The sequence below is a fragment of the Kitasatospora sp. NPDC059812 genome, assembly GCF_042732075.1.
GTDB lineage: Bacteria > Actinomycetota > Actinomycetes > Streptomycetales > Streptomycetaceae > Kitasatospora.
Map to the genome: position 1 here is coordinate 58586 of NZ_JBHWIO010000014.1, position 26176 is coordinate 84761.

Annotated in this window: 22 protein-coding genes; 9 read left to right on the forward strand and 13 right to left on the reverse strand. The window is 74.2% G+C overall.

What is annotated here, in order from left to right; translation table 11 throughout:
- Window positions 1-16 precede the first annotated feature (16 nt).
- The 3 genes from ACFV6D_RS10320 to ACFV6D_RS10330 form a co-directional block, all read right to left on the reverse strand.
- A complete protein-coding gene (locus tag ACFV6D_RS10320) occupies window positions 17-970 on the reverse strand; it encodes a hypothetical protein (protein WP_380559165.1) in 954 nt (317 codons plus the stop codon).
- Window positions 964-1443 carry a hypothetical protein gene (locus tag ACFV6D_RS10325; protein ID WP_159398547.1) on the reverse strand — a complete coding sequence of 160 codons (480 nt, stop codon included), beginning with the start codon at window positions 1441-1443 and terminating at the stop codon, window positions 964-966. Before ACFV6D_RS10325 ends, ACFV6D_RS10320 begins: the two co-directional genes overlap by 7 nt.
- A gap of 280 nt (window positions 1444-1723) precedes the next feature.
- Window positions 1724-2578 carry a hypothetical protein gene (locus ACFV6D_RS10330; protein WP_063350037.1) on the reverse strand — a complete coding sequence of 285 codons (855 nt, stop codon included), beginning with the start codon at window positions 2576-2578 and terminating at the stop codon, window positions 1724-1726.
- 202 nt (window positions 2579-2780) lie between these two features.
- On the opposite strand from ACFV6D_RS10330, the gene ACFV6D_RS10335 reads away from it, so the two are divergent.
- From ACFV6D_RS10335 to ACFV6D_RS10345, 3 genes are all read left to right on the forward strand, one after another.
- A complete protein-coding gene (locus ACFV6D_RS10335; protein ID WP_063350036.1) occupies window positions 2781-3224 on the forward strand; it encodes a pyridoxamine 5'-phosphate oxidase family protein in 444 nt (147 codons plus the stop codon).
- A gap of 134 nt (window positions 3225-3358) precedes the next feature.
- Window positions 3359-3811 carry a MaoC family dehydratase gene (locus ACFV6D_RS10340; RefSeq protein WP_063350035.1) on the forward strand — a complete coding sequence of 151 codons (453 nt, stop codon included), beginning with the start codon at window positions 3359-3361 and terminating at the stop codon, window positions 3809-3811.
- A 346-nt stretch (window positions 3812-4157) separates the two neighbouring features.
- A complete protein-coding gene (locus ACFV6D_RS10345; protein WP_380559222.1) occupies window positions 4158-5342 on the forward strand; it encodes an MBL fold metallo-hydrolase in 1185 nt (394 codons plus the stop codon).
- A gap of 141 nt (window positions 5343-5483) precedes the next feature.
- Here ACFV6D_RS10345 and ACFV6D_RS10350 read toward each other — a convergent pair whose 3' ends face one another.
- Window positions 5484-8252, reverse strand: a complete 2769-nt coding sequence (locus tag ACFV6D_RS10350; RefSeq protein WP_380559167.1) for a DUF6493 family protein — start codon at window positions 8250-8252, stop codon at window positions 5484-5486.
- Window positions 8249-9688, reverse strand: coding sequence for an SWIM zinc finger family protein (locus ACFV6D_RS10355; RefSeq protein WP_380559169.1), 1440 nt, complete (start codon window positions 9686-9688; stop codon window positions 8249-8251). Before ACFV6D_RS10355 ends, ACFV6D_RS10350 begins: the two co-directional genes overlap by 4 nt.
- 136 nt (window positions 9689-9824) lie before the next feature.
- On the opposite strand from ACFV6D_RS10355, the gene ACFV6D_RS10360 reads away from it, so the two are divergent.
- The 4 genes from ACFV6D_RS10360 (at window position 9825) to ACFV6D_RS10375 (ending at window position 13709) form a co-directional block, all read left to right on the forward strand.
- On the forward strand, window positions 9825-10724 hold the full coding sequence (locus ACFV6D_RS10360; protein WP_380559171.1) for an acyl-CoA thioesterase: 900 nt from the start codon (window positions 9825-9827) through the stop codon (window positions 10722-10724).
- Window positions 10725-10856: 132 nt separating this feature from the next.
- Window positions 10857-11516 (forward strand): TetR/AcrR family transcriptional regulator, encoded by a 660-nt coding sequence (locus ACFV6D_RS10365; RefSeq protein WP_363367188.1) that lies wholly within the window; start codon window positions 10857-10859, stop codon window positions 11514-11516.
- Window positions 11517-11761: 245 nt separating this feature from the next.
- Entirely contained in the window at window positions 11762-13405 is a 1644-nt protein-coding gene (locus ACFV6D_RS10370) for a BCCT family transporter (protein WP_380559173.1), read from the forward strand.
- Window positions 13406-13523: 118 nt separating this feature from the next.
- The gene (locus ACFV6D_RS10375; protein WP_063350032.1) at window positions 13524-13709 is read left to right on the forward strand and encodes a hypothetical protein; all 186 of its coding nucleotides are present in this window, start codon (window positions 13524-13526) and stop codon (window positions 13707-13709) included.
- Window positions 13710-13878: 169 nt separating this feature from the next.
- On the opposite strand, the gene ACFV6D_RS10380 is transcribed toward ACFV6D_RS10375, so the two are convergent.
- Window positions 13879-15696 carry a DUF2398 family protein gene (locus ACFV6D_RS10380; protein WP_380559175.1) on the reverse strand — a complete coding sequence of 606 codons (1818 nt, stop codon included), beginning with the start codon at window positions 15694-15696 and terminating at the stop codon, window positions 13879-13881.
- 250 nt (window positions 15697-15946) lie between these two features.
- Between ACFV6D_RS10380 and ACFV6D_RS10385 the strand changes: the two genes are divergently transcribed.
- A complete protein-coding gene (locus ACFV6D_RS10385) occupies window positions 15947-16723 on the forward strand; it encodes a lysoplasmalogenase (protein WP_380559177.1) in 777 nt (258 codons plus the stop codon).
- A 70-nt stretch (window positions 16724-16793) separates the two neighbouring features.
- Here the strand turns inward: ACFV6D_RS10385 and ACFV6D_RS10390 are convergent, their stop codons facing one another.
- The 7 genes from ACFV6D_RS10390 to ACFV6D_RS10420 form a co-directional block, all read right to left on the reverse strand.
- Window positions 16794-17477 (reverse strand): hypothetical protein, encoded by a 684-nt coding sequence (locus tag ACFV6D_RS10390; protein WP_380559178.1) that lies wholly within the window; start codon window positions 17475-17477, stop codon window positions 16794-16796.
- A gap of 154 nt (window positions 17478-17631) precedes the next feature.
- Entirely contained in the window at window positions 17632-18435 is an 804-nt protein-coding gene (locus ACFV6D_RS10395; RefSeq protein WP_063350028.1) for an exodeoxyribonuclease III, read from the reverse strand.
- Between the two features lie 154 nt (window positions 18436-18589).
- Window positions 18590-20383 (reverse strand): gamma-glutamyltransferase, encoded by a 1794-nt coding sequence (gene ggt / locus ACFV6D_RS10400; protein WP_380423608.1) that lies wholly within the window; start codon window positions 20381-20383, stop codon window positions 18590-18592.
- Window positions 20384-20502: 119 nt separating this feature from the next.
- The gene (locus ACFV6D_RS10405) at window positions 20503-21609 is read right to left on the reverse strand and encodes an ROK family glucokinase (protein WP_063350026.1); all 1107 of its coding nucleotides are present in this window, start codon (window positions 21607-21609) and stop codon (window positions 20503-20505) included.
- Between the two features lie 2 nt (window positions 21610-21611).
- Complete coding sequence (locus tag ACFV6D_RS10410; RefSeq protein ID WP_380559180.1) at window positions 21612-22490, reverse strand: ATP-binding cassette domain-containing protein; 879 nt, start codon at window positions 22488-22490, stop codon at window positions 21612-21614.
- Entirely contained in the window at window positions 22487-23518 is a 1032-nt protein-coding gene (locus ACFV6D_RS10415; RefSeq protein WP_063350025.1) for an ABC transporter permease, read from the reverse strand. Before ACFV6D_RS10415 ends, ACFV6D_RS10410 begins: the two co-directional genes overlap by 4 nt.
- On the reverse strand, window positions 23515-24534 hold the full coding sequence (locus ACFV6D_RS10420; RefSeq protein ID WP_063350024.1) for a sugar ABC transporter substrate-binding protein: 1020 nt from the start codon (window positions 24532-24534) through the stop codon (window positions 23515-23517). The genes ACFV6D_RS10415 and ACFV6D_RS10420 overlap by 4 nt, the downstream gene beginning before the upstream one ends.
- Before the next feature lie 312 nt (window positions 24535-24846).
- Here ACFV6D_RS10420 and ACFV6D_RS10425 point away from each other — a divergent pair, with 312 nt between their 5' ends.
- The gene (locus tag ACFV6D_RS10425; protein WP_380340177.1) at window positions 24847-25995 is read left to right on the forward strand and encodes an alpha/beta hydrolase; all 1149 of its coding nucleotides are present in this window, start codon (window positions 24847-24849) and stop codon (window positions 25993-25995) included.
- The last annotated feature ends 181 nt before the right edge of the window (window positions 25996-26176 follow it).

Here is a 26176-nt window from a genome sequence, read left to right on the forward strand (position 1 = left end):
GTCCGCCGCCGCCGGGTCAGTTGAGGACCTGCACCTCGGCGACCTTGAGCGTGAAGTTCGAGGACTGCGGCATCTTGACGTCGAAGGTCTTCGCGTTCGGCCCCGTGACCACGACCTCGCCCACCCAGTTCGCCGTCACCGTGCCGTCGAAGACGCCGCTCTTCCTGGTGCCCGAGCCCACGGCGAACTCGTAGCCGCAGTCCGGGGACTTGGCGGCGCCGTACTTGGGGTCGTACGGCGTCCCGGCCTTGTCGCAGGTCACGGAGACGCCGCTGTCGAAGACCCAGGTCACGCCCCTCAGCACCGGTGTGACGGTGACCGAGGCGCCCGGGACGGACAGCGTCTTGGGCGCGGGCGCCGCCACGCCGTCCAGCCAGAGCCAGACCGGCGCCTTCACCACCGCCGTGCCCTTGGGCGCGACGCCCGCCGTCGGCTTCGGGAAGCGCATCTCGTGGGCGAAGCCGAAGCCGACGTCCACCAGGTTCAGCGCCGGCGGCCCGGCCGGCGAGGTGGCCTCGAAGACGATCTCGGCGCCGTCCTGGCCGCCGCCCGTCTGCGGGCAGACCTTCGAGTAGAGCGCGCCCTCGGACGGCTTGTGGCCCTGCCACGCCGGGTCGCCCTCGGGGAGCGGGTTGTCCAGCGGGCGGAAGTAGCACCCGACGCCGCTGTTGAACCAGCCGCGCTCCGGGTCGTGGCAGGGCCACTGCTGGTCGTGGTAGCTGCACAGCAGCGGCCCGTCGCTCGTACCGCCCCCGCCGCCACCGCCGCCACCGCCGGGCTGCGACGGTCCGGGTTTCGGTTTCGTGCCACCGGTGTTGACCCCGGAGCAGATCACATCCGGGTAACACTGTTCGGCACCTCCGCCCGGCGGTTCGTCCGCCGCCGCCGACACCGCCGAGGCCAACAGCAACCCGGCGGACAACGGCGCGAGGATCGCGAATCGCCGGGCCGGTTTACGCGTGTTCAGCATGCCCGGTCCACCTCCCGCTTGAAGTCGTAGATCAGCCAACGTGCTTGGAACCAGCGCAGGGACGCGGTCGCGACGTAGCGGTTCAGTCGGTCACCCGGGTCCTTTGCCACCTGGGTGACGGCGTCGACGCGGTGCCATCCCGACACGTCGACGCAGTCCTCGATCACGGCGGTCTGCGGATCGGCTTTCAGGTCAATGGCCTTGACCACCGCCGAATTGCGCGGCGTTCCGGTCATCACCAGTTTGGCGTCGCGAAGTTGGCGGAGACTGACCAGGGTGTCGGTAAGGGCCCGCCCGGAAGAGTACGTCTCCAGAGCGAATCCGTCCGAATCCGACCGCCCGAATGCCTCGGTCTGGGCCTGCCACCAGTCCTGATACGTCTTCAGGGCCAGCCGCCCCATGGCACCTTCCGGCCCGTCCGTCGGCGCGATCGAGGTGTTTACCGAACCACCCGAAGGAGGTACCGGATCCACTCCCGCGACACTGGGCGCAGCCGTTCCGAGCCGATCGACGGAGCCACCGGCACCGCCGCTCGCACAGGCTCCGAGGAGCAACACCAGAACCACCCCACCGACCCCAACCGCCCCAGGGCGCAACACATTTCCGCGCTGCCGCATCGCCCCACCTCGTCGCGACCGACCGATTCGTGATCCGTGGCCGCCGGAAGAATTCCGTCGTCCCGCAGGTGTTTCCGCTGGGGATCGATTCTTCGCCAACCCACCCCATCACGGCAACACCTCAGGCCACCTGACCTTACGCGGAAGGCGGTTCCGTCGGGGCACTTTCCCGCCACAGAACGGCCAACAGTTCTTCGGAAAGCGACAATCCGGCCAATGCGCCCCGAACCGCGGCCCGATTGCGCATCAACAGGCGCCCGCCCTGCGGCGGAACGAGCAGGCGCGCGCCCGGCGCACCCGAACCACCCGGCGCTTCGCCCCCGTCGAGCAGCGCGGCGACGGACGGCTGGAGATCCAGCGGGGCGACGGCGGCCGGGGCGCCCGGCACGCCCTGCCGCAGCACGGTGGTCAGGGCATGGCTGAACGAGCCCTCACCACCCGGCAGTACGGCGTCCCGGCCGCGTCTGCCCGGGGTGTACCGGCCGACCCGGCCCCACAGCGGGACACGCGGGTAGGCCAGTAGTTCGCCCGCGCCGTCCTCGCCGCCGCCGCGCTCCAACGCCGCCCAGGTGTCCCGGTCGGCCACCGCGTCGACCAGCAGCAGGGCCTCCTCGTGGCCACCGTGCACCATCGCGCTGACCACCCAGTCCCAGGCCAGGCCGCGCCGGTAGGCGTTGTCGGCGGTGCTGCCGCCGGTCACCAGGGCGAGCCGCCGCCCGCGCGGATCGACCGCCAACTGGCCGACCAGGCAGACCACCAGCCACCGGCCCGGGTGCTGGGCGGCCTCCCGGACGGCGGTGAGCATCGCGTTGGCGTCCGCGTCCGGCGCCACCTCGGTGACCCGGCAGCCGGCCGCGCCGACGTCGAAGCACATCCCGGGCAGCACCCGCGCGAGCAACCGGGCGCCGTCCGGCGCCAGCGCCGAGCCCCCGAAGCCCCGATCGGGCCCGCCGTTCGCCCCGATCACCACCAGGTCGACCCCGCCCGCCATCCGCACGCCCCCTCCCATGCCGGCCCCGGCGCACCCGGGGCCGCCCGCCGCGCCCGCCGCTGCCGTGGTGCGCAGGGGCGCGTACCGTACCGCCGCCGGGCAGGCTACCGCCCCGGGCGGCCGCCGACGGGGCTCCCGGCCCGTCCGCTCAGGGACCATGGGCCCTATCGGCGCGCGCGCCGACCGGAGGACGATCGGACGCATGGAGCGTGAGGACCGTGTGGAGACCCTGAGCGAGGCCGAGTGCCTGCGGCTGCTCAGCACCGTGCCCGTCGGGCGCGTGGTGTACACCGAGCACGCGCTGCCGGCCGTGCTACCGGTCTCCTTCGAGGTCCTGGACGGGCGGTTGGTGCTCGCCGTGCGCCGGGGAAGTGCCACCGCGCGCGGGCTTGACGGCACGGTGGTGGCCTTCCAGGCGGACCTGCTGGACCCGGTCACCCGGACGGGCTGGAGCGTGCTGGTCCACGGCCGGGCGGACGTGGTGCGCGAGCCCGAGCAGGTGCGGCGGGTGCTGCGGTCCGGCCTGCGGCCGTGGGTGGGGGACCCGGAGCCCCTGTTCGTCGCGCTGGTGCCGGAACTGGTCAGCGGCCGGCGGCTGTTCCCGACCGGGCAGGACGCGCTGGGGCGCGGGGCGCTGCGGTCCTGAAACACCCACAGGGCCGCCGCGCCCTCGGGTTCCTGTGTTCCCGCGTTCCCGGGTTCCCGGTTCCGCACCGCTGACAGATACCGGCGGGTACGCATACGCTTCCGGCGTCCTGACCCCTCCCCCAGGAGCGCACCGTGACGAGCTTCGCCTCCCTCGCCGATCTGACCGCCGCCGTCGGCACCGAACTGGGCACCAGCGAGTGGCACACCATCGGGCAGCGGCAGATCGACCTGTTCGCCGAGGCGACCGGCGACCACCAGTGGATCCACGTGGACCCGGAGCGGGCCAAGGAGAGCCAGTTCGGCTCGACCATCGCGCACGGCTACCTGACCCAGTCGATGATCCCGGTGCTGGCGAAGGAGTGCTACGGCGTCGAGGGCGTGCGCATGGCGCTGAACTACGGCTCGGAGAAGGTGCGCTTCCCGGCGCCGGTGCCGGTGGGCACCGCGATCCGGGCCACCGCCGAACTGGTCTCGGCCACCGAGGTGCCGGGCGGGGTCCAGGCGGTGGTGCGGTTCACGATCACCAGCGCGGAGAGCGCCAAGCCGCACTGCGTCGCGGAGACGATCACCCGCTTCTACGCGTAGCGGCACCGGGCGGCTCCACGCGTAGCGGCACCGGGCGGTGGCCCTGGGCGCGCGACCGGGTGGGGTACGCCGATTGGCCCGCGCGGGGCCGCTCACCAGGTCCGGTCGGCCCATGACGAGTAATCTCCGACGAGATGGTTGTCGTATCGCAGCGGCCCCACCAGTCGCCCGGATACCCGCCCCGGCATGCCCGGTAGCCGTGACCGTCCTTGGAGGAGCCTTGCCCCGCCCCGCCCCCTGGTTCTCCCGCCTCGCCGGTCTGTCCTCGCAGTTCATCACCCCGCCGACCAACAGCCCGACCACCAGCCCGGCCCTCGGCCCGACCGCGAACCGCACCGGGTCGGGCCTGGCCCGACTGCCCCGCGCGGCCTGGCACCTGGTCCGGGCCGAGGCCTTCGGTGCCGAACCCCGGGGCGAACGGCTGGCCCGGATCCACCGCTCCCCGCAGTTCGCCGACGGCGCCTTCCGCAACCCGCTGCCCACCCGCCGCCTGGTCTACGAGCGCAGCCCGCTGGAGATCACCCGCGCCCAACTGACCGGGGACAAGACCCGCCGGGCACCGACCGCCGCCGTACCCGTGCACCGGCTGCTCCCGGTCGACCTCGCCCTGCCGCCGGACTCCGGACTGCGACTCACCTGGCTCGGCCACGCCACCGTGCTCGCCGAGATCGGCGGGCGGCGGGTCCTGATCGACCCGGTGTGGGGCGAGCGCTGCTCGCCGTTCGCCTGGACGGGGCCCAAACGGCTGCACCCGATGCCGCTGCCACTGTCCGAACTCGGGCCGGTGGACGTGGTGGTGATCTCCCACGACCACTACGACCACCTCGACATGGCCACCATCCGCGCGCTGATCGGGACGGACGCGGTGTTCGCCGTCCCGCTCGGCGTCGGCGCGCACCTGGAGCGCTGGGGAGTACCGACCCGGCGGATCGCCGAACTCGACTGGTGGGAGTCGGCCGAGATCGCCGGGCTCACCCTCACCGCCACCCCGGCCCGGCACTACTGCAGCCGCGGCCCGCGCACCAGCGCACTGTTCCTCTGGGCGTCCTGGGTGGTGGCCGGCGGCGGGCACCGGATCTTCCACAGCGGGGACACCGGCTACTTCCCGGGCTTCGCCGAGATCGGCCGCCGGCTCGGGCCGTTCGACGCGACGCTGATGCAGGTCGGCGCGTACAGCGACTTCTGGCCCGAGGTGCACATGACGCCCGAGGAGGGCGTCCGGGCCCACCTGGACCTCGGCGGCGATCTGCTGCTGCCGATCCACTGGTGCACCTTCAACCTGGCGACGCACCCCTGGGAGGAGCCCGCCGAACGGGTGGTCGCGGCTGCCCAGGCACTCGGCGCCCGGCTGGCGGTGCCCCGGCCCGGCAAGCCCTTCGAACCGGTCGACCCGCCCGCGCTGCGGCTGTGGTGGCGCGCGGTCGCGGCCACGCCTCGCGGCATCGAGCCGCTGGTCCGGGACCGCAGCGCGGTGCCGGTCCGGGAGCGGGTGACGGGTTTCAGCGAACAGATTTCAAAATCTGTTCGCTGAAATCTGTTATCTGTTATCTGTTATCTGTCTGCTGTTACCTGTTCACCCACTTGTCCGCAGCCACCTGCTCACTGCCACCTGCGGGACGGGACGGCGGACGGAAGTCCCGCCCGCCCCCTGGGCCCAGGACCAACCGCGGCGTCACCCCGCCAGGACGTCCCGCAGTGCGCGGGCCTCCTTGACCAGCCGGCTCGATCCGCCCTGCTCCGCCACCGCCGTCACCTCGGCCACCGGCCCCCGGGCGCTGGTGCGCCGGGCGCAGTCCGCCGCGAGGGCGAGCAGGTCGCCGAGGCCCCGGGCGGGCGTGCCCTCGCCGCCCAGCAGGGCCGGCAGCGCGGGCCCGAGCACCGACCAGACCGTGCCGTAGGCGCCCGTCCCGGCGGCCAGGGTGAGCGCCGCCGCGAGCCGGTTGGGCTTCACCGCGCCGCAGTCGACCAGCGCGCCGAGTTCGCGGCCGAGCTGCGCGCCGTCCAGCTCGCCGCGGGCGGCGAGCACCAGCAGGGCGTCGACGGCCGCCGTCCGGTCCTCGGTGTGCCGGGCGCCCAGGCCGTAGGCCAGCGCCAGGTGCAGGGCGAGCCCGGCCGGGCCGCCGGCCTCGGCGAGAGCGGGCAGCAGCCGGCCCGCGCCGCGCTCGTCCCGGTCGGCGCCGGCGGCGAAGTGGTCGAGCCACCGGGCCGCCAGTTCCTCCCGGTGCCAGGGGAGCATCGCGGCCCAGTGCGCCGTGGGCCGCCACGTCCAGTCGCCCACCTTGCGGGCCCGGGCCACGCTCGGCTCGGTGCCCTCCAGCAGCGCCCGGAACTCGGGGGCGAGCCGCTCGCCGTCCGGGCCCTTCGGGCCGGCTCCGATGCCGGGTTGGGCGACGGCCACCCGCCGGACGTCCTCCCACCAGCGGTCCGCGTACTGGTGGCCGTGCTTCGAGCCCCGGCCGGGGGCGAACAGCACCCGCTCGGACGGCTGGTCGGGCAGGCCGCCGGTGCGCAGCCACTGGGCGGCCCACCGCCCGGACGGCGAGGTGAGCGCCTCGGCGGCGCGCAGCACCCCGGCGTCGGCGCGGGGGCCGACCCGCAGCAGGGCCGCGCACAGGTCGGCCCGGCCGGGGGTGATGCCCGCCGTCTGGTACCCGGCGAGGCGTTCGACCAGCGTGCCGGGGTCGATCGCGCCGGTGGTGTCGGTCGGGATGGCCAGCAGGTAGGGCGGCCGGTTCGCGGTCACCTGCCAGGCGGCCTCCTCCAGCCGGGCGGCGAGGGCGGTGCCCTGCGCGGTGTTGTTCTGGCCGCGCAGCGGGGACCGGCCCTTGCCGCCGAGGAAGTCCCAGAACCGGTGCGGCGGCGTCTCGCCGGCCACCGCGGCCACGACGTGGAGGACGTCCCGGGGCGAGCAGTCGCGCCAGCGGTCGACGCCGCTCCACGGGTGGACCCGCCGGACCGGCTCCAGTGCCTCGGCGAGCGCCGCCCGGTCCTGGTGGGCCTGGCGGACCAGGCCGTCCAGCACGCGCTCGAAGACCGTCGGCTCCGGCTCGTCGGCGGCGAGCAGGGCGGACAGCTCCTGCGCGAGTTCGGCCGCCGAGGCGATCGGCGGGCCGAGCGGGAGGGGCTGGGGGGCGGGCGGGAGGAGTTCGTTCCACCCGGTGTCCGGGTCGTCGTCGCCGTCGCCACCGACCGGCGCGCCGAACAGTTCGCCGGCGCGCCGGTGGTGGGCGGGGTTCAGCACCTCGGCGGCGAGCCGCAGTTCGGGCAGGACGGCCTCCCCGGCCGCGCGCAGGTGCCGGGCCACCACGTTCAACGCCCGCTCCTGGACGGCCTGGTCCGGGTGCCCGAACGCCTCGGCGGCCGCGAGCACCACCGGCCCGGACCGCCCGGGCTCGCGCCGGGCCGCCCGCTCCAGCCAGCCGAGTTGGGCGCGGACGAGCTTCTTCTCGGCCCGGAACAGCACCACCGCGGAGGACTCGACCAGCACCTCGGGTTCGATCAGCCCGGCCTCGTCCAGCCCGGCGAGCACCTCCTGGGCGTGCCCGGCGACCACCGACAGCCCGTCCAGCAGCGGCAGCACGTCCCGTACCCGGGCGGCGTACTCCTGCGGCGTCGGGGCGAGGGCCCTCAGCACGTCGAGGAAGAAGCGCTGGTCGGCCGGCTTGCCGCCGCGCAGCAGCCGGGCCAGGCAGCGGTCGATCAGGTCGGCCCGGTCGAGGTCGCCGGCGGCGGCGAGTTCGGCGATCGCCTCCGCAAAGGCGTCCCCGGGGCGGGGGCTGAACCGCAAGGACACCGCGCCACCGATGTCGGCGAGTTCGAACACCCGGGGCAGCAGCAGCGGGGTGAACGCGTCGGCCCGCAGCAGCTCGACCAGGGTGGGCCGTGGGCCGCTGCCCCGGCGCTGGCGTTCCATCCACTCGCGGACGAAGGGCTCGCTCTGCGGCACCGCGCAGCCGGTGCGGCGCACCACGGCCTCGATCACCGGGTACAGCGCCCAGCCCCAGCTCGGCGCCGGCCGGGCGGCGAGCCGGGTGGCCACCTCGATCTGCCACTCCACCGGCTGCGCCGCGACGAGTTGGCCCACCGCCGGGTGGCGGGCCCAGCCGAGCGAGGTGAAGTCGCGGGCGCCGAGCCAGGTGGCGGCCCCGGCCGGGCCGGGGTGGCAGCCGGCGCCGGCCAGCAGCAGGGCGCCCCTGGTGGCGAGCGCCTCCTTCGACCACTCGTCGCGCAGTTCCTTGCGCAGCGCCTTCAATGCGAGCAGGCAGTCCCGGCGCTGTGCCTGGTCCAGCGCGGCGACCAGCGCCGGTATCTGCGGCATCCGTCCGCCCCGGACGGCGGCGAGCAGGTCCTCGACCGCCGCCTCGCCCCGCACCGCCTCCGGTATCGGCGCCACCGCCGTCGCGCCCCGCACCGCTTCCGACCCCCCTGCCGCCGCGCTCATGCCTGGACCCCCTTATCCGCCGTCGGAACCGTCGGCACCGTCGAGACCGTCGGGACCGCCGGAACCTGTTCCCCGACCGCCCGTTGGGCCGCCTCCCGCACCATCGCGACCGCCAGCGCGTGCTTGCACGGACCGCGCCCGCCACGGTACTTGGCCCACCAGAGGCAGGTGCAGCCGAGGCGCCCCGCCTCGTCCGTACGCACCCGCTGGATGTGGTCGTCCACCGTGACGACGGCCGTCGTGCCGCCCGGCTCCAGCCTCACCGCGCCCGCCGCGACCAGGGCCTGGGCGGCGCGCAGCCGCGGGTTGGCGGCCTCGGCCCGCCCGGCGTCGTACGGGAGCTGGCGGTGGAAGTAGGCGGCCTCGGCGGTGTCGTAGCCGATCTGCCCGGCGGTGCCGAGCCGGGTGAGCGCGGCGCGGACCCGCTCGTGGCTGAGCCCGGACTGCTCGGCGAGGTCGGCGACCTCGATCCGCGGCTCCCAGGCGAGCAGCACCGCGACGAGGTCGGCGTCCTGCTCGGCGGTGCCGGTGGCGAGCGCGCCGAGCACCCCGCCCTCGCCGGAGAAGCCCCGGGAGGCGTCGGGCGAGAGGGTCAGGGTGAGCCGCATGCCGGGCAGGACCACTTCCCACGCCGAGGCGGCCGGGCCGGTGGCGGCGACCGGGCCGTACACCCGCAGGGCGAGCGCGTGCCGCAGCACCCGCTGGAGCGCCACCAGCCGGTCGGGCCCGGGCAGGCAGACGGCGCCGGGCACCGGCCGGGTGGTGGGCCGTAGCGTCCGCCCGGCCGGGACGACCCAGGCGGTGCTGGAGCGGCCGCCGCGCGGCAGCGAGCGCAGGAAGCGGACCGCCTCGGCGGCGGGCAGTTCGGCGCGCAGGTCGAAGCCGGCGGCGACGACCTGGGTCTCGGCGAAGCCGCGCAGCCAGCGCTGCGGCAGCGGCACCTTCTTCTCGACCAGCGGCCCGTCGAAGCTGGTGACCTCCAGCGCGTCCGGCCCGACCGCGAGGTGCAGCGGGTCGCTCGGGCCGATCCTGGTCAGGGCCTCCCGCAGCGGGTTGTTGACGTCCACGTTGGTGGTGCCGTGGCCGATCTCGTCGCCGTCGAGGCCGGCCTGGAGCACGTCGAGCCGGGCGTAGACGCCGCAGCAGCCGGAGAACGACTCGAAGCGCAGCCGGTCCCCGTTGGCGGTGACCACCGGGTCGAGCGAGGAGCGCAGCTGCGGTTGGTAGTACCGCGCGGCGGCGACGTCCGCGACGGCGAGCAGCGCGGCGGCGGCCGGCGCCGGGTCGGCCAGGAAGCCCGCGAAGAAGCGCGGGTTGGCCGTTTCCCCGAGCGGGGTGGCGCCGCCGGAGGTGGCCAGGTCGAGGTGCCGGCCGTCGGCGCCGTCGAGGACGGCGGACGGGCGCAGATAGGCGTACGCGTGTGCGGATTGCGTCATGTCGAACACGCTAGGTGAGGGCACTGACAATCCGTCGGGCCGCGACCGCACTGGAACAGGTTCTACCGGACGCCGGAGCCCCGGGGCGTTACCCAGGTCACACCGCGGCGCGGCGGGATTCTGCCACTATGGGCCCGTGACCGACCTGACAGAACAGGAAATCCGGGCCGACCGCCCGGCCGGCTCGTTCGCCGGACTGCTGGAGCTGGAACGACTGGACGAGAACACGTTCCGGGGCCGCTGCCACGCCGGGGCGCCGATGCGCGCGTTCGGCGGGCAGGTCGCCGCGCAGGCGCTCACCGCCGCCGGCCGCACCTGCGAGGGCCCGCGCGCGGTGCACTCGCTGCACGGCTACTTCCTGCTGCCCGGCGACCCGTCCCAGCCGATCCGCTACGAGGTCGAACGGGTCCGCGAGGGCGTCTCCTACACCACCCGCCGGGTGACGGCGGTGCAGAACCAGAACGCGATCTTCACCCTCTCCGCCTCCTTCAAGCGCCCCGAGACCGCCACCGACCGCCACCGCACGATGCCGCCGCTGCCCGAGCCGGAGACCCTGCCGGACGCCTTCTCGCTCTGGGATCCGGCCCTGCGCGCGGCGATCACCGGCACCGGCGGCTTCCGCGACCTCGAACTGCGCTTCGTCCCGCCGGACGCGCCGGGCGTGCCGGCGTCCGTGCCGGGGATGCCGCAGCAGTTCGTCTGGCTGCGCATCGCCTCCCCGCTGCCCGAGGGCGACCCGCTCCTGCACGTCTGCGCGCTCACCTACCTGTCCGACCTCACGCTGGCCTCCACCGCCGGCCTGCACGAGCAGCCGAACTTCTTCCAGCGCACCGAGCCGCCCCGGCTGCTGATCGCCTCGCTCGACCACGCGATGTGGTTCCACCGCCCGTTCCGGGCCGACGAGTGGCTGCTGTTCGCCCAGCGCAGCCCGTCCTCCTCGGACGGCCGGGGGCTGTCGCTCGGCGAGTTCTACGACCGGGACGGGCGGCTGGTCGCCTCCGCCGTGCAGGAGTCGCTGATCCGCCGGCTGCGCTGATCCACCGACTGCGCTGACCCGGGACAGAACGGGACGGCGCGGGACGGGCCCGGCGACGTGACCGCACGGCGAACGCAAGGGGGCCGGTCGGCGTCATACTCCTGAGCGGCCCCGGCCCGTATCATGGTGCGGGTGACCAAGGTTGACCTGTCACCACGGCCGGTGGAGGCGATGTCTCCGCGTCAGCTCGAACGCCGCGGAAGCCTGATCGCGGCCGCGCTCGCCCTGGTGAACGAGATCGGCGTCGAACGGCTGCAGATGAAACAGGTCTGCGAGCGGTCCGGAGTCGCCCTGGGGACGGCGTACCGCTACTTCTCCTCCAAGGACCATCTCCTGGCGGCGGCGATCGCCGAGTGGCACCGCCTGCTGCTGGCCGACCTGGTGGCGGAACTGCGCGGTCCGCGCGCCGGGCTGGGGGCCACCGACCGGGCGGTCCGCTTCGTCCGCGGCGGGATGCGGGCCTACCAGCGCCAGCCCGAGCTGGCCCGGCTGCGCGTGTCCGTCGCCGCCTCCACCGATCCGTTCGCCAGCGAGACCCTGCAGGGCATGGCCCGGGCCGACAGCACCGCCCTCCAGGCGGTGACGACCGAGGTGCCGGCCGCCGCCAGCGACCTGGTCCGGCACATCGTCGCCCACGCCTGGCAGGGCGAGCTGACCGCCTGGGTGACCGGCCGCACCACCCTCGGCGATGCCCGACGGCGGCTGGAGGACGTGGTGCGGCTGGTGCTGAACCCGTACGAGACGCCGTACCCGGCGCCGTACGAGGTCCCGTCCGGCACCCACCGGCCCTGAACCCGTCCGACGCGACAGCCGGCCCAACTCCCCGGCGCCGGACGGCTTCCGCCCGTGGTTCCGGCTCGCCGCGCACGCCCCGGCCCATGAGCACCCGGCCTGACGGGACGTAAGTCCCCACCCGCCGCCTCCCCGGCGCGCCCTCCCGCCCCTCGCGGCACGAACTGGACATAGTGCGACATGCAGCTTTAATCCGCTGATGTCGCCGAAGCCCACGTCCGCCCCGAGGTAGGAGAGTCCACCCGATGAGCAGCCAGCCGCCGCAGCCCGACCAACGCGCGGAGGAGCCCGACGAACCCGCCGCGACCCTGCCCGCCGACCGGGCGGTGTTCGGGATCAGCGCCGCCCTGGTGCTGGCCGTGGTCGCCTGGGGCGTGTTCGCCGAGGACTCGCTCGGCCGGACCTCCAGCAGCGCGCTCGGCTGGGTCCTGCACAACTTCGGCTGGCTGTTCGTGGTGGCCGCCGACGTCTTCCTCGTCCTCACCGTGCTGCTCGCCTTCAGCCGCTTCGGTCGCATCCGGCTCGGCCGCGACGACGACGAACCCGAGTTCTCCACCCTCGCCTGGGTCGCCATGATGTTCAGCGCCGGCATGGGCATCGGCCTGATGTTCTACGGCGTCGGCGAGCCGCTCCAACTGTTCGCCACCCCGCAACCCGGCTCCGGCCTGGAACCGCAGAGCGCGGCCGCCGCCCAGCAGGCCCTGGAGTTCTCGCTGTTCCACTGGACCCTGCACCCGTGGGCGATCTACGCCGTCGGCGGCCTCGCCCTCGCCTACACCACCTTCCGCAAGGGCCGCGGCAACCGCATCTCCGCCGCCTTCGTCCCGCTCATCGGCCAGCGCGGCGCCGACGGCTGGCCCGGGCGCGCGATCGACCTGCTGGCCGTCTTCGCCACCGTCTTCGGCTCCGCCACCAGCCTGGGCCTCGGCGCGCTCCAGGTCACCGACGGCCTCGGCTACATCACCTCCGTGCGCAACACCCAGAACGCCCAGCTGATCATCATCGGCTCGCTGACCGCCGCCTTCGTGCTCTCCGCCTTCTCCGGCGTCCACAAGGGCGTCAAGTGGCTCTCCACCGCGAACGTCGTCCTGGCCTCGCTGATCATGCTCTTCGTCTTCGTGTTCGGCCCGACGGTGTTCACGCTGGACGCGATCCCCTCCACCGTCGGCGGCTACCTCTCCGACCTGCTCGGCATGTCCACCCAGACCGGGGCCTTCACCGACGAGAGCTGGCTCGGCTCCTGGACGATCTTCTACTGGGCCTGGTGGCTCTCCTGGGCCCCCTTCGTCGGCACCTTCATCGCCCGCATCTCCCGCGGCCGCACCATCCGGCAGTTCCTGATCGGCGTCCTGCTGGTCCCCAGCGGGGCCACCGTGATCTGGTTCTGCGTGATGGGCGGCACCGCGATCCGGCTGGCCTCCACCGGCGCGGCCGACCTGGTCGCGACCATCCCGAAGGGCGCGGAGGCCTCGCTGTTCGAGATGCTGCGCGCGCTGCCGCTCGGCTCCGCCACCAGCGTCGTCGCCGTGCTGCTGGTGATGACCTTCTTCATCACCAGCGCCGACTCCGCCTCCCTCGTCCTCGGCTCGCTCTCCAGCCGCGGCTCGCTGCACCCGCGCACCTGGCTCGTGGTCGTCTGGGGCGTGCTGATGGGCGGGGTCGCCGCCGCCCTGCTGCTGGCCGGCGGGCTCACCGCGCTGCAGAACGCGACGATCCTGGTCGCGCTGCCCTTCGTGGTCGTGATGCTGCTGCTCTGCGTGTCCCTGGTGAAGGAGCTCCGCGAGGACCCGGCCGCCGGCCCGTCCCGCCTGTACCCCGTGCACGGCCTGCGCGACGCCGTCCGGGTCGCCGTCGGCGAGGCCCTCGCCGAACGCACACCACGCCGCTGACCAGCGCGTACGCCCCACCCGTGCAGGTGGGGCGTACGCGGCCAACCGACGCCCAACCCCCGCCCGGACTTCACCCGCGCGTACCGACCGTTCACACCACCCTGGGACCCTCCCTGTCATGAACGCCAGCCCTCAGGCGCCCTACCAGGAACCGCGCTTCCCGCTCCCCCGGCGCCACCGCCGCCTCCTCGCCGCCACCGCCGTCCTCGCCTCCATCGCCCTCGGCACCTTCGGCGTCGGCGCCACCGTCGAGACCGTCCAGCACGACACCATCGCCGCCACCACGGCCACCGCGAGGAAGTGACCCGCGAGAAAGCGACCGGCGAGAAGGAAACCGACAGGCCGTCCGATCCACCCCCTCAGCACCGCCGTCCGCCCCCGGACGCGGTGCTTCCGCCTTTCCGGCGACGGCGGAGCGGGGCAGCGGAGCGGAGCGCGACGGCGCAGCGGGGCGGCGGGGCGGCGGACCGGCCTCAGGCGCGCCGCTGCTCCCGGGCCCCGGCCGGCGCGGGGCGGGAGTGGCGGCCGGTGCCGGGGACGGGGTGGAGGTCCGGGGCGGGGGCGTAGCGGGCGGCGGGCGGGCGCAGGAGCCAGCCCGGGGGGCGGCTGCCGCGGGGGGTGGGGGTGATCAGGCCGAGGTTGTGGAGCAGGTCGAGGGCGTCGCGGCGCAGCGCGGTGCGGTCGGCGAGGTAGTCGCGGCGCCAGCGGGCCGGGAGGCCGTACTCGTCGGCGATGTCGCCGAGGAGGCCGTCTATCAGCGCGTCGGGGATCGGGACGTCGCCGCCGGTGGTGGTCTCGCCGGGCAGCGGGCGGACTTCCTCGACCAGGCGTTCGAGCAGCAGCAGGGCGGCCTGCGGCAGAGGGCCGGCGCCGGGGAAGACGAGGTCGGTGAGCTCGTCGGCCGGGTCGAGCAGGGCGACGCCCTCGGTCCGCAGCTCGGCCTCCAGGCCGAGGAAGTCGGCGAGCGCGGCCGGGCCGCTCAGCCGGTGCTCGCGCAGCCAGGCGCGCCGGTCCTCGGGGAGGTCGGCGTCGAGGACGGCGGGGGTCTCGGCGAGCAGGCGGCGCACCGCGGTGGCGGGTTCGGCGTCCGCGGCACGGCGGATCAGGTCGGCGGCGTCGTCGGCGAGGGCGGGCGGGCCGGCCGGGACGGCGCGGGCGAGTTCGCGGTCGACGGTCAGTACGGCGGCCCGGGCGGCGGGGTCGGCCGGGTCGGCCCCGCCGGCCGGCAGGTCGCCGAGGACCTGCCAGTCGGCGAGCGCGGCGAGGGCCATCGCGCGGTCGGCCGGGCCGGCGGCGAGGCCCGGCGCCGCGGCGCGCATGGCGTCGAGCAGCCGCCCGTACGGCAGTTGCTCGGGGGCGTCGACCAACAGGGCAAGGGCGAGGGCGAGTTGGGCGTAACCGGCGGGGGTGAACGGGGCGCCGGTCGCGGGGTGTTCGAGGCGGCGGGCGGCGCCGGGGCCGAGGCCGGCCTTGCAGAGCCGGGCGTGCCAGGGGCCGACGACGAGCCGGTAGCCGAGCAGGGCGTCGAAGCGTTCGACGAGCCAGTCGCGGTGACGGCGGATCAGCGGGAAGCCGTCGGCGTGCGGGCCGGAGGCGGTGACCAGCGGGTGGGCGAGCAGCAGCCGGGCGGCGATCCGGCGCTCGGCGGCGGGCAGGTCGACGGCGGGCAGGGCCGGGGCCGAGACGTCCGCGGCAGGAAGGGCCGGGGCGGGGGCCGGTATCGGAAGGTCCTGGCCGGAGCGATCCTGCGCGCCCGGCACCGGGCGGGTGCGCTCGGGCTTGCGGTGCCTTCCGGGCCTGCCCGGCTTGGCGCCTGACCGGACGACGGGCAGCGCGGAGGCGTCCCGCCGGGCACGGCGCAGACCGCCGACGGGGCGGGGCTCCCGGGAGCGCGGGGTGGCGGTGGCGTGCGCGGTGGGGCCGTGCCACCAGCTGACGTCGGCGTCGGGCGCCGCTTCGGCGGGGGCGCCGAGATGGCGGGCCGGGTAGAGGCCGAAGGAGGCGGCGCACAGGTCGTCGGCGGTGCCGGGGGCGGCGGCGGCGAACCAGTGGGCGAGCCGGAGCAGGCCCGGGTCGGACGAGAGCGCGGAAGCGGCGCCCGGCTCGGGGGCGGGCCTGGTCGGCGCGGCGTCAGCACGGGGGCCGGACACGGCTTCGGGCGCCGCCCCAGCTGCGGGTTCGCGTACGGCGAGGAGGGCGTCGGTGGCCCTCCGCCCCGTCCCGCCCGTGCGCCCGTCCGGCCTGCCGGTGGCCACCCGGGTGGCGCCGACCGCGTACTCCTGCTGCTCCATGTCGGGGACCAGACTAGACGGTGGCCGGGTCACCCGGTGGCAGCAACCGGCCGCGCGCCGAAGTGACCGGCGGCCCTCCGCTACGCCACCCGCCGGCCCGCACCCGGCGCCGCGCCGTCACCCGCCCCGCACCGCCCGGGTTACGCACCGCCCGGGTTACGCACCGGTAACCCGCTCTTCCGCCGCACCGACGGGTCGCCTAGGGTTCGTCCCACTCCCCCACCGCCCGACCCCGGAGGTCAGCAGCCGCATGAGCATCCGTACGACCACCCGTGCCGTCCTCGGCGGCCGCCTGCGCTCGGCCGCCGGCCTGCTCGGCGGCTTCGTGGCCGCCTCGGCGACGCACCTCGGCGCGATCGCCTCCGGCGCGTCCGTGCTGCAGAACGCCACCAAGCCGGCCCTGATGCCGCTGCTGGCCGCGCACAGCGTCGCCGCGGCCGCCGGCGCCGGGCGGCGGGCACCGAAGCCGCTGGCCCCGGCGCTGCTGCTGAGCGCGGGCGGGGACGTGCTGCTCCAGTTGAAGAACGACACCGCGTTCCTGGCCGGGATGGGCTCGTTCGCGGCGGCGCACATCTGCTACGTGACGATGTTCGTCCGGCGCGGGGCGCTGACCGACCGTCGGCGGGCCCTGGTGGTGGCGGCCGCGTACGCAACCGCCTGGGTGGCCATGGTCGGGCAGCTCTGGCCGGACCTCGGGGACCTGCGTATCCCGGTGGCCGGCTACAGCCTGCTGCTCGCCTCCACGGCCGTCACCTCGGCCGGGCTGGGCTGGCGGACCGGGCTGGGCGGGGCGCTGTTCCTGCTGTCCGACACACTGATCGCCACCCAGCTGGCGAAGTGGCGGGAGCTGCCGGGGCACCAGTTCTGGATCATGGCGACGTACGTCCTGGCCCAGTACCTGCTGGCCAGCGGCACCCTCCGGCACGAACACGAACACGAGCACGAACTCGGGCACGAGCACAAGCACGGGCACGAACTCGGGCACGGGCCTCAGCAGCAGCGCAAGCCCGCGCCGCAGGCCGGCTGACACGCCTGTGCGCCGCCGGCCCGGTCAGGGTCCGACGGCGCGCGGGAAAGACAAAAAGGCGCGGTGCCCATCAGGCACCGCGCCGCCGCAGCAGCCAGAAGCCTCCGACGCCGCCCGCCACCAGGGCCAGGCCCCCGGCCAGCTCCGCCGGATCGGCCGCGACCGAACCGCCGAGGCCGGTGTTGACGGCACCGTGCGGGGCGACCTGCTGGCCGCCGGCGCCGGACTGGCCGAGCGAACCCGCCCACTCGCCGGCCGCCTTGCCCCAGTCGCCGAGGCCTTTCTCGGGACCCTTCTCGGGACCCTTCTCGGGGCCTTTCTCAGGGCCTTTCTCGGAGCCCTTGTCAGAGCCCTTGTCGGAGCCCTTGTCAGAGCCCTTGTCGGAGCCGGCGACCGGGACGCCGGCGACCGCGACCTTGGTGGAGAACGCCCCGCCGTCCGGGCAGGTGCCGTCGATCTTGTTGTCCCCGGAGTGCTGGCCGGCCAGCCGGGCCGAGCCGCTGTGCTTGCCGTCGGAGCCCAGGGTGAGAGTGGCCGGACCGCCCTCGAACGCGGCGGAGTGGGCGGTGATGGTCTTGGCGTCGGGCTTGTCCGACTTCTCACAGGAGACCGTGAGCTTCACGGTCTGGCCCGGTGCGGCCTGGGACGGGCTGACCGAGGCCGAGCCGTCCCTGGCGGATGCAAGGGGGGCCGTCAGGCCGGTCAGCACCGTCGCGCCGATCAGGGCGGCGGCGGCCGTACGCATGGGGCGCATGCCGGAACCTCCGGGATTCTCGGGCGCAGCCGGGGGGACTCCGATGTCCACGTGGTCGAACAACTGCACCCGGTTATGCCCGACAGTAGGCAGCCCGCCCGGACCCGGCCACCGGTCGGGACCGTTCGGGTTACCGCCCCTCACCCAGGGTGATTCACAGGTCGAGGTCCACCACGACCGGCGCGTGGTCCGAGGTGCCCTTGCCCTTGCGGGCCTCGCGGTCCACATAGCTGTCGGTGACGGCGTCCACGAAGGGCTTGTTGGCGTAGGTGAGGTCGATCCGCATGCCCCGGTTCTTGGGGAAGGCCAGCTGGCGGTAGTCCCAGTAGGTGTAGGGGCGGTCGTACTTGAGCGGGCGCGGCACCACGTCGTGCAGGCCCACCTCGCCGAGGGCCTCCAGCGCCGCCCGCTCGGCGGGGGTGACGTGGGTGAGGCCCTCGAAGGCGGCGACGTCGTAGACGTCCTCGTCGGCGGGAGCGATGTTGAAGTCCCCGAGGACGGCGAACGGGCGGGGCCCGGCGGCGTCCTCGGTGGCGGCCGTGCGCAGCGCCTGCAGCCACTCCAGCTTGTAGCGGTAGTGGGCGTGGTCGACCTCGCGGCCGTTGGGCACGTAGACCGACCAGACCCGGACCGGGCCGCAGGTGGCGGCGACGGCGCGCGGCTCGACGTCGGGCAGCAGGGCGCCGTCGGCGAGGTAGCCGGGCTGGCCGGGCAGGTCGCGCACGACGTCGTCCAGGCCGAGCCGGGACACGATCGCGACGCCGTTCCACCGGCCGGTGCCGTGGGCCGCCGTCTCGTACCCGAGGGCGCGCACCTCCTCGTACGGGAAGGCGTCGGCCGCGCACTTGAGCTCCTGGAGGCAGAGCACGTCGGGCTTGGCGCTCTCCAGCCACTCCAGGAGCTTGGGCAGCCGCGCGGTGACGGAGTTGATGTTCCAGGTGGCGATGCGGACGGTCACGGCGGGCGGCCTTCCCGGTGGTTCGGTACGGACGGGTGGTTCGGTACGGACGGGTGGTCCGGTCAAGACGAGGGGTGGGCACCCCCCGAGGGGACGCCCACCCCGAACATACCGCCCGGCACCGACAGCGCGGCCCGGCCGGCCTGCGGCCCGGTCAGCCCGTGGGCCGGACCACCGCCGCGGAGCCGCCTCCGCGCCGGACCGGTTCGGCCGCGGCCACCCACCGCCCGTCCGGCAGCCGTTCGACGCCGGTCGCGGCGCCGATCTCGGCGACGGACGTGAAGCTGTGCCCGAGCGCCTCCAGGGCGGCCCGTTCGGGCAGCGCCAGGAAGCCGGGCTCGGCCTGGGTGGCGACGGTGTTGCGCTGGCTGGCGCGCGGTGCGGCGATGGCCTGTTCCAGGCTCAGGCCCCGGTCGAGCCGCCCGAGCAGCACCTGGAGGGTGGTGGTGATGATGGTCGCGCCGCCGGGGCTGCCGGTGGCCAGCAGCGGTTCGCCGTCGCGCAGCACGATGGTCGGGGAGATCGAGGAGCGCGGCCGCTTGCCCGGACCGGGCAGGTTGGGGTCGGGGACGCCCGGGGTGAGCGGGGTGAAGTCGAAGTCGGTGAGCTCGTTGTTGAGCAGGAAGCCGCGGCCCGGGACGGTGATGCCGCTGCCGCCGGTCTGCTCGATGGTGAGGGTGTAGGAGACGACGTTGCCCCAGCGGTCGGCCACGCTGAGGTGGGTGGTGTTGGGGCCCTCGTAGGGCTCGGCGACGGCGGGGCCGGCCTCGGCGCAGTCGGCGGGGTGGCGCGGGTCGCCGGGGGCGAGCGGGCTGGTGAGGGCGCGGTCGGGGCTGATCAGGCAGGCCCGGGAGGCGGCGTAGCGCGCGGAGAGCAGTTCCTTGGTGGGGACGTCGCCGAAGGCCGGGTCGCCGACCCAGCGGTTGCGGTCGGCGAAGGCGATCCGGGAGGCGTCCAGGAAGTGGTGGTAGTACTGCGTGTCGCTGTACGCGCCGAGGTCGCCGTCCTCCAGGATGCCGAGCGCCTCGCCGACGGTGGTGCCGCCGGAGCTGGAGGGGGCGATGGAGTAGACGTCGTAGTCCCGGTACGGGACGTGGGTGGGCGCCTGGCGGCGGACCTGGTAGGCGGCGAGGTCGGCGGTGTCGATCTTGCCGGGGCGGGCCTTGCGGCCGGAGGCCGGGTCGACCGGCGGGTGCTGGACGGTGTCGGCCACGTCCTTGCCGAGGTCGCCCTGGTAGAAGGCCTTGACGCCGTCCTTGGCGAGCAGCCGGTAGGTGGCGGCGAGGTCGGGGTTGCGCAGGACGGTGCCGACCTCGGGGGGCTTGCCGCCGGGCAGGTAGAGCTTGGCGGTGTCCGGGAAGTCCTTGAACCGGTCGTAGTTGTCGGCGGTCTGGCCGTGGAAGGTCTGGTCGACGACGAAGCCGTTGTCGGCGATCCGCTCGGCGGGCTTGAGGGCGTCGGCGAGCGTGCGGGTGCCCCACTGGCGCAGGGCGGTGTCCCAGGTGGCGGCGGTGCCGGGGACGCCGACGGACAGGCCGCTGGTGACGGCGTCGGCGAAGGCCAGCGGCTTGCCGTCCTCCAGGAACAGCCCGCTGTCGGCGGTGCGGCCGGCCACCTCGCGGCCGTCGATGGTGTGCACCCGGCCGGTGGCGTGGTCGTAGTAGACGAAGTACCCGCCGCCGCCGATGCCGGAGGAGTAGGGCTCGGTGACGCCGAGGGCGGCCGCGGTCGCGACCGCCGCGTCGACCGCGTTGCCGCCCTTGCGCAGCACCTCGATGCCGGCCGCGGTGGCGTCGGCGTCGACGCTGGCCACAGCTCCGCCCCGGCCCACCGCCTCGGGGGCCTTCGGCGGCGGGGCCGCCCCCGCCGCCCCGGCCGGCCCGGCGCAGGACCAGACCAGGGCGGTGGCGAGCAGCAGCGGTGGTGCGATCCGGGCCAGAGCCCTCATCCGAGTCCTCCTGAGTCGACGTCAACTCCGTTGTCTCACAGGAGGCATGATCCCGACAATCACACCGCACCGCTACCAACCGGTAGTTGACGCGGCCGACGCGATCGGGGAGGGGTCGGTCAGACGCCGCTGCGCTCGACCCGGCGCCGCTTGATGGTGCGGAACCGGCGGGCGACCTGCCGGGCGAGGTCGGCGGCGCCGACCAGGCCGGCCTCGTTGCCGAGTGCGGCGTGCACGATGCTGGCCTCGGGCCGGAAGCCGCGCCCGGTGAGGGTGCGGCGGAAGGTGTCCCGGGCCGGGCCGAGCAGCAGGTCGCCGGCCTCGGAGACGCCGCCGCCGATGACGAAGCGGCCCGGGTCGAGCGCGGCGGCCAGGTTGGCGATGCCGACGCCGAGCCAGGTGCCGACCTCGTAGAGCAGTTCGGTGGCGGTCGGGTCGCCGGCCCGGGCGGCCTCGGTGACCAGCGGTCCGGTGATGCCCTCGACGGTGCCGCCGGCCCGGGCGAGCAGCGGCTGCACCACCGGGGACTCCTCGGCGACGAGTTCGCGGGCGTCGCGCACCAGCGCGTTGCCGGAGGAGTACTGCTCCCAGCAGCCGCGGTTGCCGCACGGGCAGCGGTGGCCGCCGGGCAGCACCTGCATGTGGCCGAACTCGCCCGCCAGGCCGTACTTGCCGCGGTCGACGTAGCCGTCGCGGACGACGGCGCCGCCGATGCCGGTGCCCAGGGTGAGCATCACCATGTGGTCCTCGCCGCGCCCGGCGCCGAAGCGCCATTCGGCCCAGGCGGCGGCGTTGGCGTCGTTCTCGACGATCACCGGGAAGCGCAGCCGCTCGCTGAGCGCCTGCTGGAGCGGCTCGCCCCGCCAGTTCAGGTGCGGGGCGAACAGCACCGTGGAGCGGTCGGCGTCGACCCAGCCGGCCGCGCCGATGCCGACGGCATGGACGTCGTGCCGGTCGGCGAGCTCCAGCACCAGGTCGACGATGACGTTCTCGACGACCTTGGCGCTCTTGCTCTTGTCGGGGGTGTCGGTGCGTAGCTTCTCCAGCACCGTGCCCTCGCCGTCGACCACTCCGGCGACCACCTTGGTGCCGCCGATGTCGACGCCGATGGTGGGCAGTCGCAGTATCCCGGCGGGCAGGGCGCGGCGGCGGCGCTCGGCGCGGGGGCCGAGGCCGAGCAGGGTGGGCAGGACGGCCGGCCGGGTGCTGCCTTGGGGGCTGGTCACGGCTACGGACGCTCCTCACGGGGCTCGGGGTCAGGACGGGGCTCGGGGTCGGTGCGGGGCCGGGGTTCGGTGCGGGACTGGGGTTCGGTGCGGGGCTCAGGCTCGGTGGGCCGGGCCAGCTCGTGCGAGAGTTCGGCGAGGTCGGAGCCGCCGGCCATCTCGGTGGTGAGCTGTTCGAGGCCGATCTCGGTGCGCGGGTGGCTGCCGGCCATCCGGCCCCGCTTGAGCAGGGTGAAGTGGTCGCCGACCAGGTACGCGTGGTGCGGGTTGTGGGTGATCAGGACGACCCCGAGCCCGGCGTCGCGGGCGGCGGTGACGTACTTGAGCACCACTCCGGACTGCTTGACGCCGAGCGCCGCGGTCGGCTCGTCCAGGATGAGCACCTTGGCGCCGAAGTGCACGGCCCGGGCGATCGCGACGCACTGGCGCTGGCCGCCGGAGAGGGTGCCGATCGGGCGGTCCACGTCGTGCAGGTCGATGCCCATCCGGGCGAGCGCCTCGCGGGTGGTGGCGCGCATCGCCTCGGCGTCCAGGCGCAGGCCGCCCCAGCGGCGGTGGCCCTGCTCGGAGCCGAGGAAGAAGTTGCGCCAGACCGGCATCAGCGGGACGACGGCGAGGTCCTGGTAGACGGTGGCGATGCCGCGGTCCAGGGCCTGGCGCGGGGAGTCGAGCCGGACCTCCTCGCCGCCGACGGTGTAGGTGCCCTCGTCGTGCTGGTGCAGCCCGGAGATGATCTTGATCAGGGTGGACTTGCCGGCGCCGTTGTCGCCGAGCACGCAGCTGATCTCGCCGGCGTGCAGGGTGAGCGAGACGTCCTGGAGGGCGCGGACGGTGCCGTAGCTCTTGCCGACGCCCTCCAGGGCGAGCAGTTCGGTCTTCATCGGGGCCCCCGTTCGGCCTGGCGCTTGACGTACGCGTTCAGCAGGGCGGCGAGCAGCAGCATCGCGCCGAGGAAGAACTTGAACCAGTCCGGGTTCCACTGGGCGTAGATGATCCCCTTGCTGGCCATGCCGAAGATCAGCGCGCCGAGCGCGGAGCCGACCACCGAGCCGTAGCCGCCGGTGATCAGGCAGCCGCCGATGACGGCCGCGACGATGTAGATCAGCTCGTTGCCGACGCCCTCGCCGGACTGCACGGTGTCGAAGGAGAACAGCAGGTGCTGGCCGAGCACCCAGGCGCCGAAGCCGACGCCGAGGTAGAGCAGGGTCTTGGTGCGGGCGACCGGCACACCGACCGCGCGGGCGGCGTCCGCGTCGCCGCCGACGGCGAAGATCCAGTTGCCGAAGCGGGTGCGCAGCAGCACCCAGCTGCCGACCGCGAGCAGGCCGAGCCACCACCAGACGGTGGCCTTGATCGTCAGTCCGCCGACGGTGACCTCGGAGGCGAACAGCCAGCGGCAGGCGGCGAAGCCCTCCATGTCGGAGATCGGCTTGGTGGAGACGGTGCCGGAGACCAGCTTGGTGACGCCGAGGTTGGCACCGGTCAGCATCAGGAAGGTGCCAAGGGTGACGATGAAGCTGGGCAGCCGGGTGCGGCCGAGCATCCAGCCGTTGAAGGCGCCGACGGCCAGGGTGACGGCGAGCGAGACCAGCACGCCGACCCAGGTCACCGCGGTGAACTGGTAGGAGACCATCGAGGAGGTCAACGCGGCGGTGGTGACCAGCACGCCCGCCGACAGGTCGAACTCGCCGCCGATCATCAGCAGCGAGACCGGGACGGCCATGATCCCGATGGTGGACGCCGCGTAGAGCACGGTGCCCAGCGAGGAGACCCGCAGGAAGGGTTCGGCGGCCACCGCGAAGACGGTGAACACCGCGACGGCGGCGATCAGCGAGCCGAGCTCGGGGCGGGCGAGGAGGCGGCGCAGCGCGGCCGGGCGGTCCTGGGCGAGGACGTCGGTGGTGCTCACCTGGTCCCCCTCGCGACGTACTCGGCGAGCGCGTCGGCGTCGTCCTTGGTCAGGATCTGCGGGCCGGTCGCGACGGGCTTGCCGCCGCCGAGCATGTCCAGGTTGGACTTGTACAGCCAGAGCAGGTCGACGCCCTCGTAGCCCTGGAGGTAGGGCTGCTGGTCGACGGCGAAGCCGACGGAGCCGGACTTGAGGCCGGCCACCACCTGCGGCCCCAGGTCGAAGGTGTCGAGCTCGACGGCGCGGTGGACGTCCTGGACGGCCTGGAGGCCGGTGGCGGCCATCGGGCCGGAGAGGGTGAGCACGGTGTCGATGGCCGGGTCGGCCTGGAGCTTGGCGGAGATCGCGGCGCGGGCGTCGGGCATGTTGACGCCGTCCACGTACAGCACCTGGAAGGCGCCGCCGGCCTTGGACTGGGCGCCGGAGCAGCGCTGCTCCTGGCCGATGTTGCCCTGCTCGTGGATGACGCAGAGCACGTTCTTGCGGCCGCGGCCGGCCAGCTCGGTGCCGGCCGCCTGGCCGGCGGTGGACTCGTCCTGGCCGATGTGGGTGAGCGCGCCGAACTTGGCGGAGTACTCCTGGCCGGAGTTGACGGTGATCACGGGGATGCCGGCGGCCTTGGCCTTGCCGAGGACGTCGGCCATGGCGTCGCCCTTGGCGAGGGTGACCAGCAGGCCGTCGACCTTCTGGTCGATGGCGGCCTGGACGAGCTGGACCTGGTTCTGGGTCTGCGCGTCGTTGGAGTACAGGAAGGTGATGTTGTCCTTGGCGGCGGCCTGCTCGGCACCCTTGCGCACGCTGTCCCAGAAGGCGTCGCCGGCCCCGGCGTGGGTCACCATGGCGACCTTCCAGCGCGGGGTGGTGACGGCGCTGCCGCCGGCGGCCGACGCCTTGGCGCGGGCCTCCTCGGCACGGCGGCCTCCGGTACTGCTGCAACCGGCCGCTGTGACCGCGAGTGCCAGGAGGGCGCAGACGGGCCAGAAGCGGCGGGACGGGCGAAAGCGGGTTGTGCTCATCCCCCTAGTCTCTCTGGCCGGGCGGCACGTGGATGACACCGCCTCGCCCGGCGGCGCCCGCGACGCGGGAGGTAAGGTGCCCCGGGGGACCTTCCTGGAAGTTCGCTGGACATCTCGTCCGGACGACGGCCGTCCGGGTGGCAGACTTAGCGCCGACCCGAAACAGGAACATCACAGGAAACGTGATGTTCCTCTCAGGTTCCGCACAGATTCGGATGGCAACCGATCATCGGTTCAGCGCCGTCCAATGCCATTGGAGTGCGTTCGGGCGAGTGGGGCTCGGGCGGCCAGCAACCCGGATACGAGAACTTGATGCAACTGACAGGTACGCCATTCTTCATCCTCACCGTCATCCTGGTGCCGGTGTCCATCGCGGTGGCGCTCCTGTACTGGGGCAAGGTCCGCGGGCCGAACCCGGTGCGGATCCTGTCCAGGCTCGTCATGATCATGTTCTGCCAGATCACGGCCGTGCTGATGGTCTTCGTGATGGTCAACAACGCCAACCTGATCTACGGCAACTGGGACGACCTGCTCGGCACCGGCGACCACGTCCGGGCCGTGCCGCAGGTGGCGCCGGCCGACCAGGGCGGCGCCGCGGGCAAGGACGGCGCCGGCCAGGGCACTGGCGACGCGGCCAAGCAGCCGCCGAAGGCGCTCCAGAAGTTCGCCGGCGTGGGCGACCCGGCGGTGCCCGGCGACGTCCAGAAGACCGAGCTCAAGGGCCAGGTGTCCGGAGTCGACGGCGAGGTCCTGGTCTGGCTGCCGCCGCAGTACAACGACCCGGCGTTCAAGGACAAGAAGTTCCCGGTGGTCGAGCTGATCCCGGGCTACCCGGGCTCCTCCTCCACCTGGTACGGCACCCTCAAGGTCTCCGAGCAGCTCAAGCCGCTGATGCAGCAGGGCAAGGTCTCCCCGTTCATCCTGGTCTCGCCGCGCACCCTGCTCCTCGGCAGCCACCAGGACGCCGGCTGCACCGACATCCCCGGCAAGATCAACGCCGATGCCTGGCTCACCCGGGACGTCCCGCAGATGATCATGGACAACTTCCGCGCCGACCAGTCCCCGGACCGCTGGGGCATCGCCGGCTACTCGGCCGGCGCCCACTGCGCGGCCAAGCTGTCCCTGGCGCACCCCAACCGGTACCGGGCCGCGATCTCGATGTCCGGCTACAACGACCCGGCGTCCGAGAACGACTCCCTGGTCGGCAAGGACCCGAAGCTGCGCGAGGCCAACAACCCGGTCAACATCCTCAAGAGCGCCCAGCAGCCGCCGAAGGTCAGCCTCTACATCAGCGGCAAGAAGGGCGACGGTCTGGAGGACGGCCAGGCGATCGCGGCGGCGGCCAAGGAGCCGACCAAGGTGCAGGTCCAGGAGAGCAACGGCCCGCACACCACCGAGCTGTGGAAGACCATGGTGCCGAGCATCTTCGAGTGGATGACCTCGGTCATCCCGCCGCAGTAGTCCCACGCAGTAGTCCCACGCAGTAACGATCATGCAGGAGGGGGCCCGGGCGCCCGCGCCGCGCGGGGGGCTGTCCCCCCCGGGGGGCTGTGGGGCGGGGGGTGGCGGGGCCCCCCCCGGGGGGGGGGGCGGTGGCGGCCGCGGGTGCCTCGGCGGCGTACGCGGCCGGGGAGGACAGCAC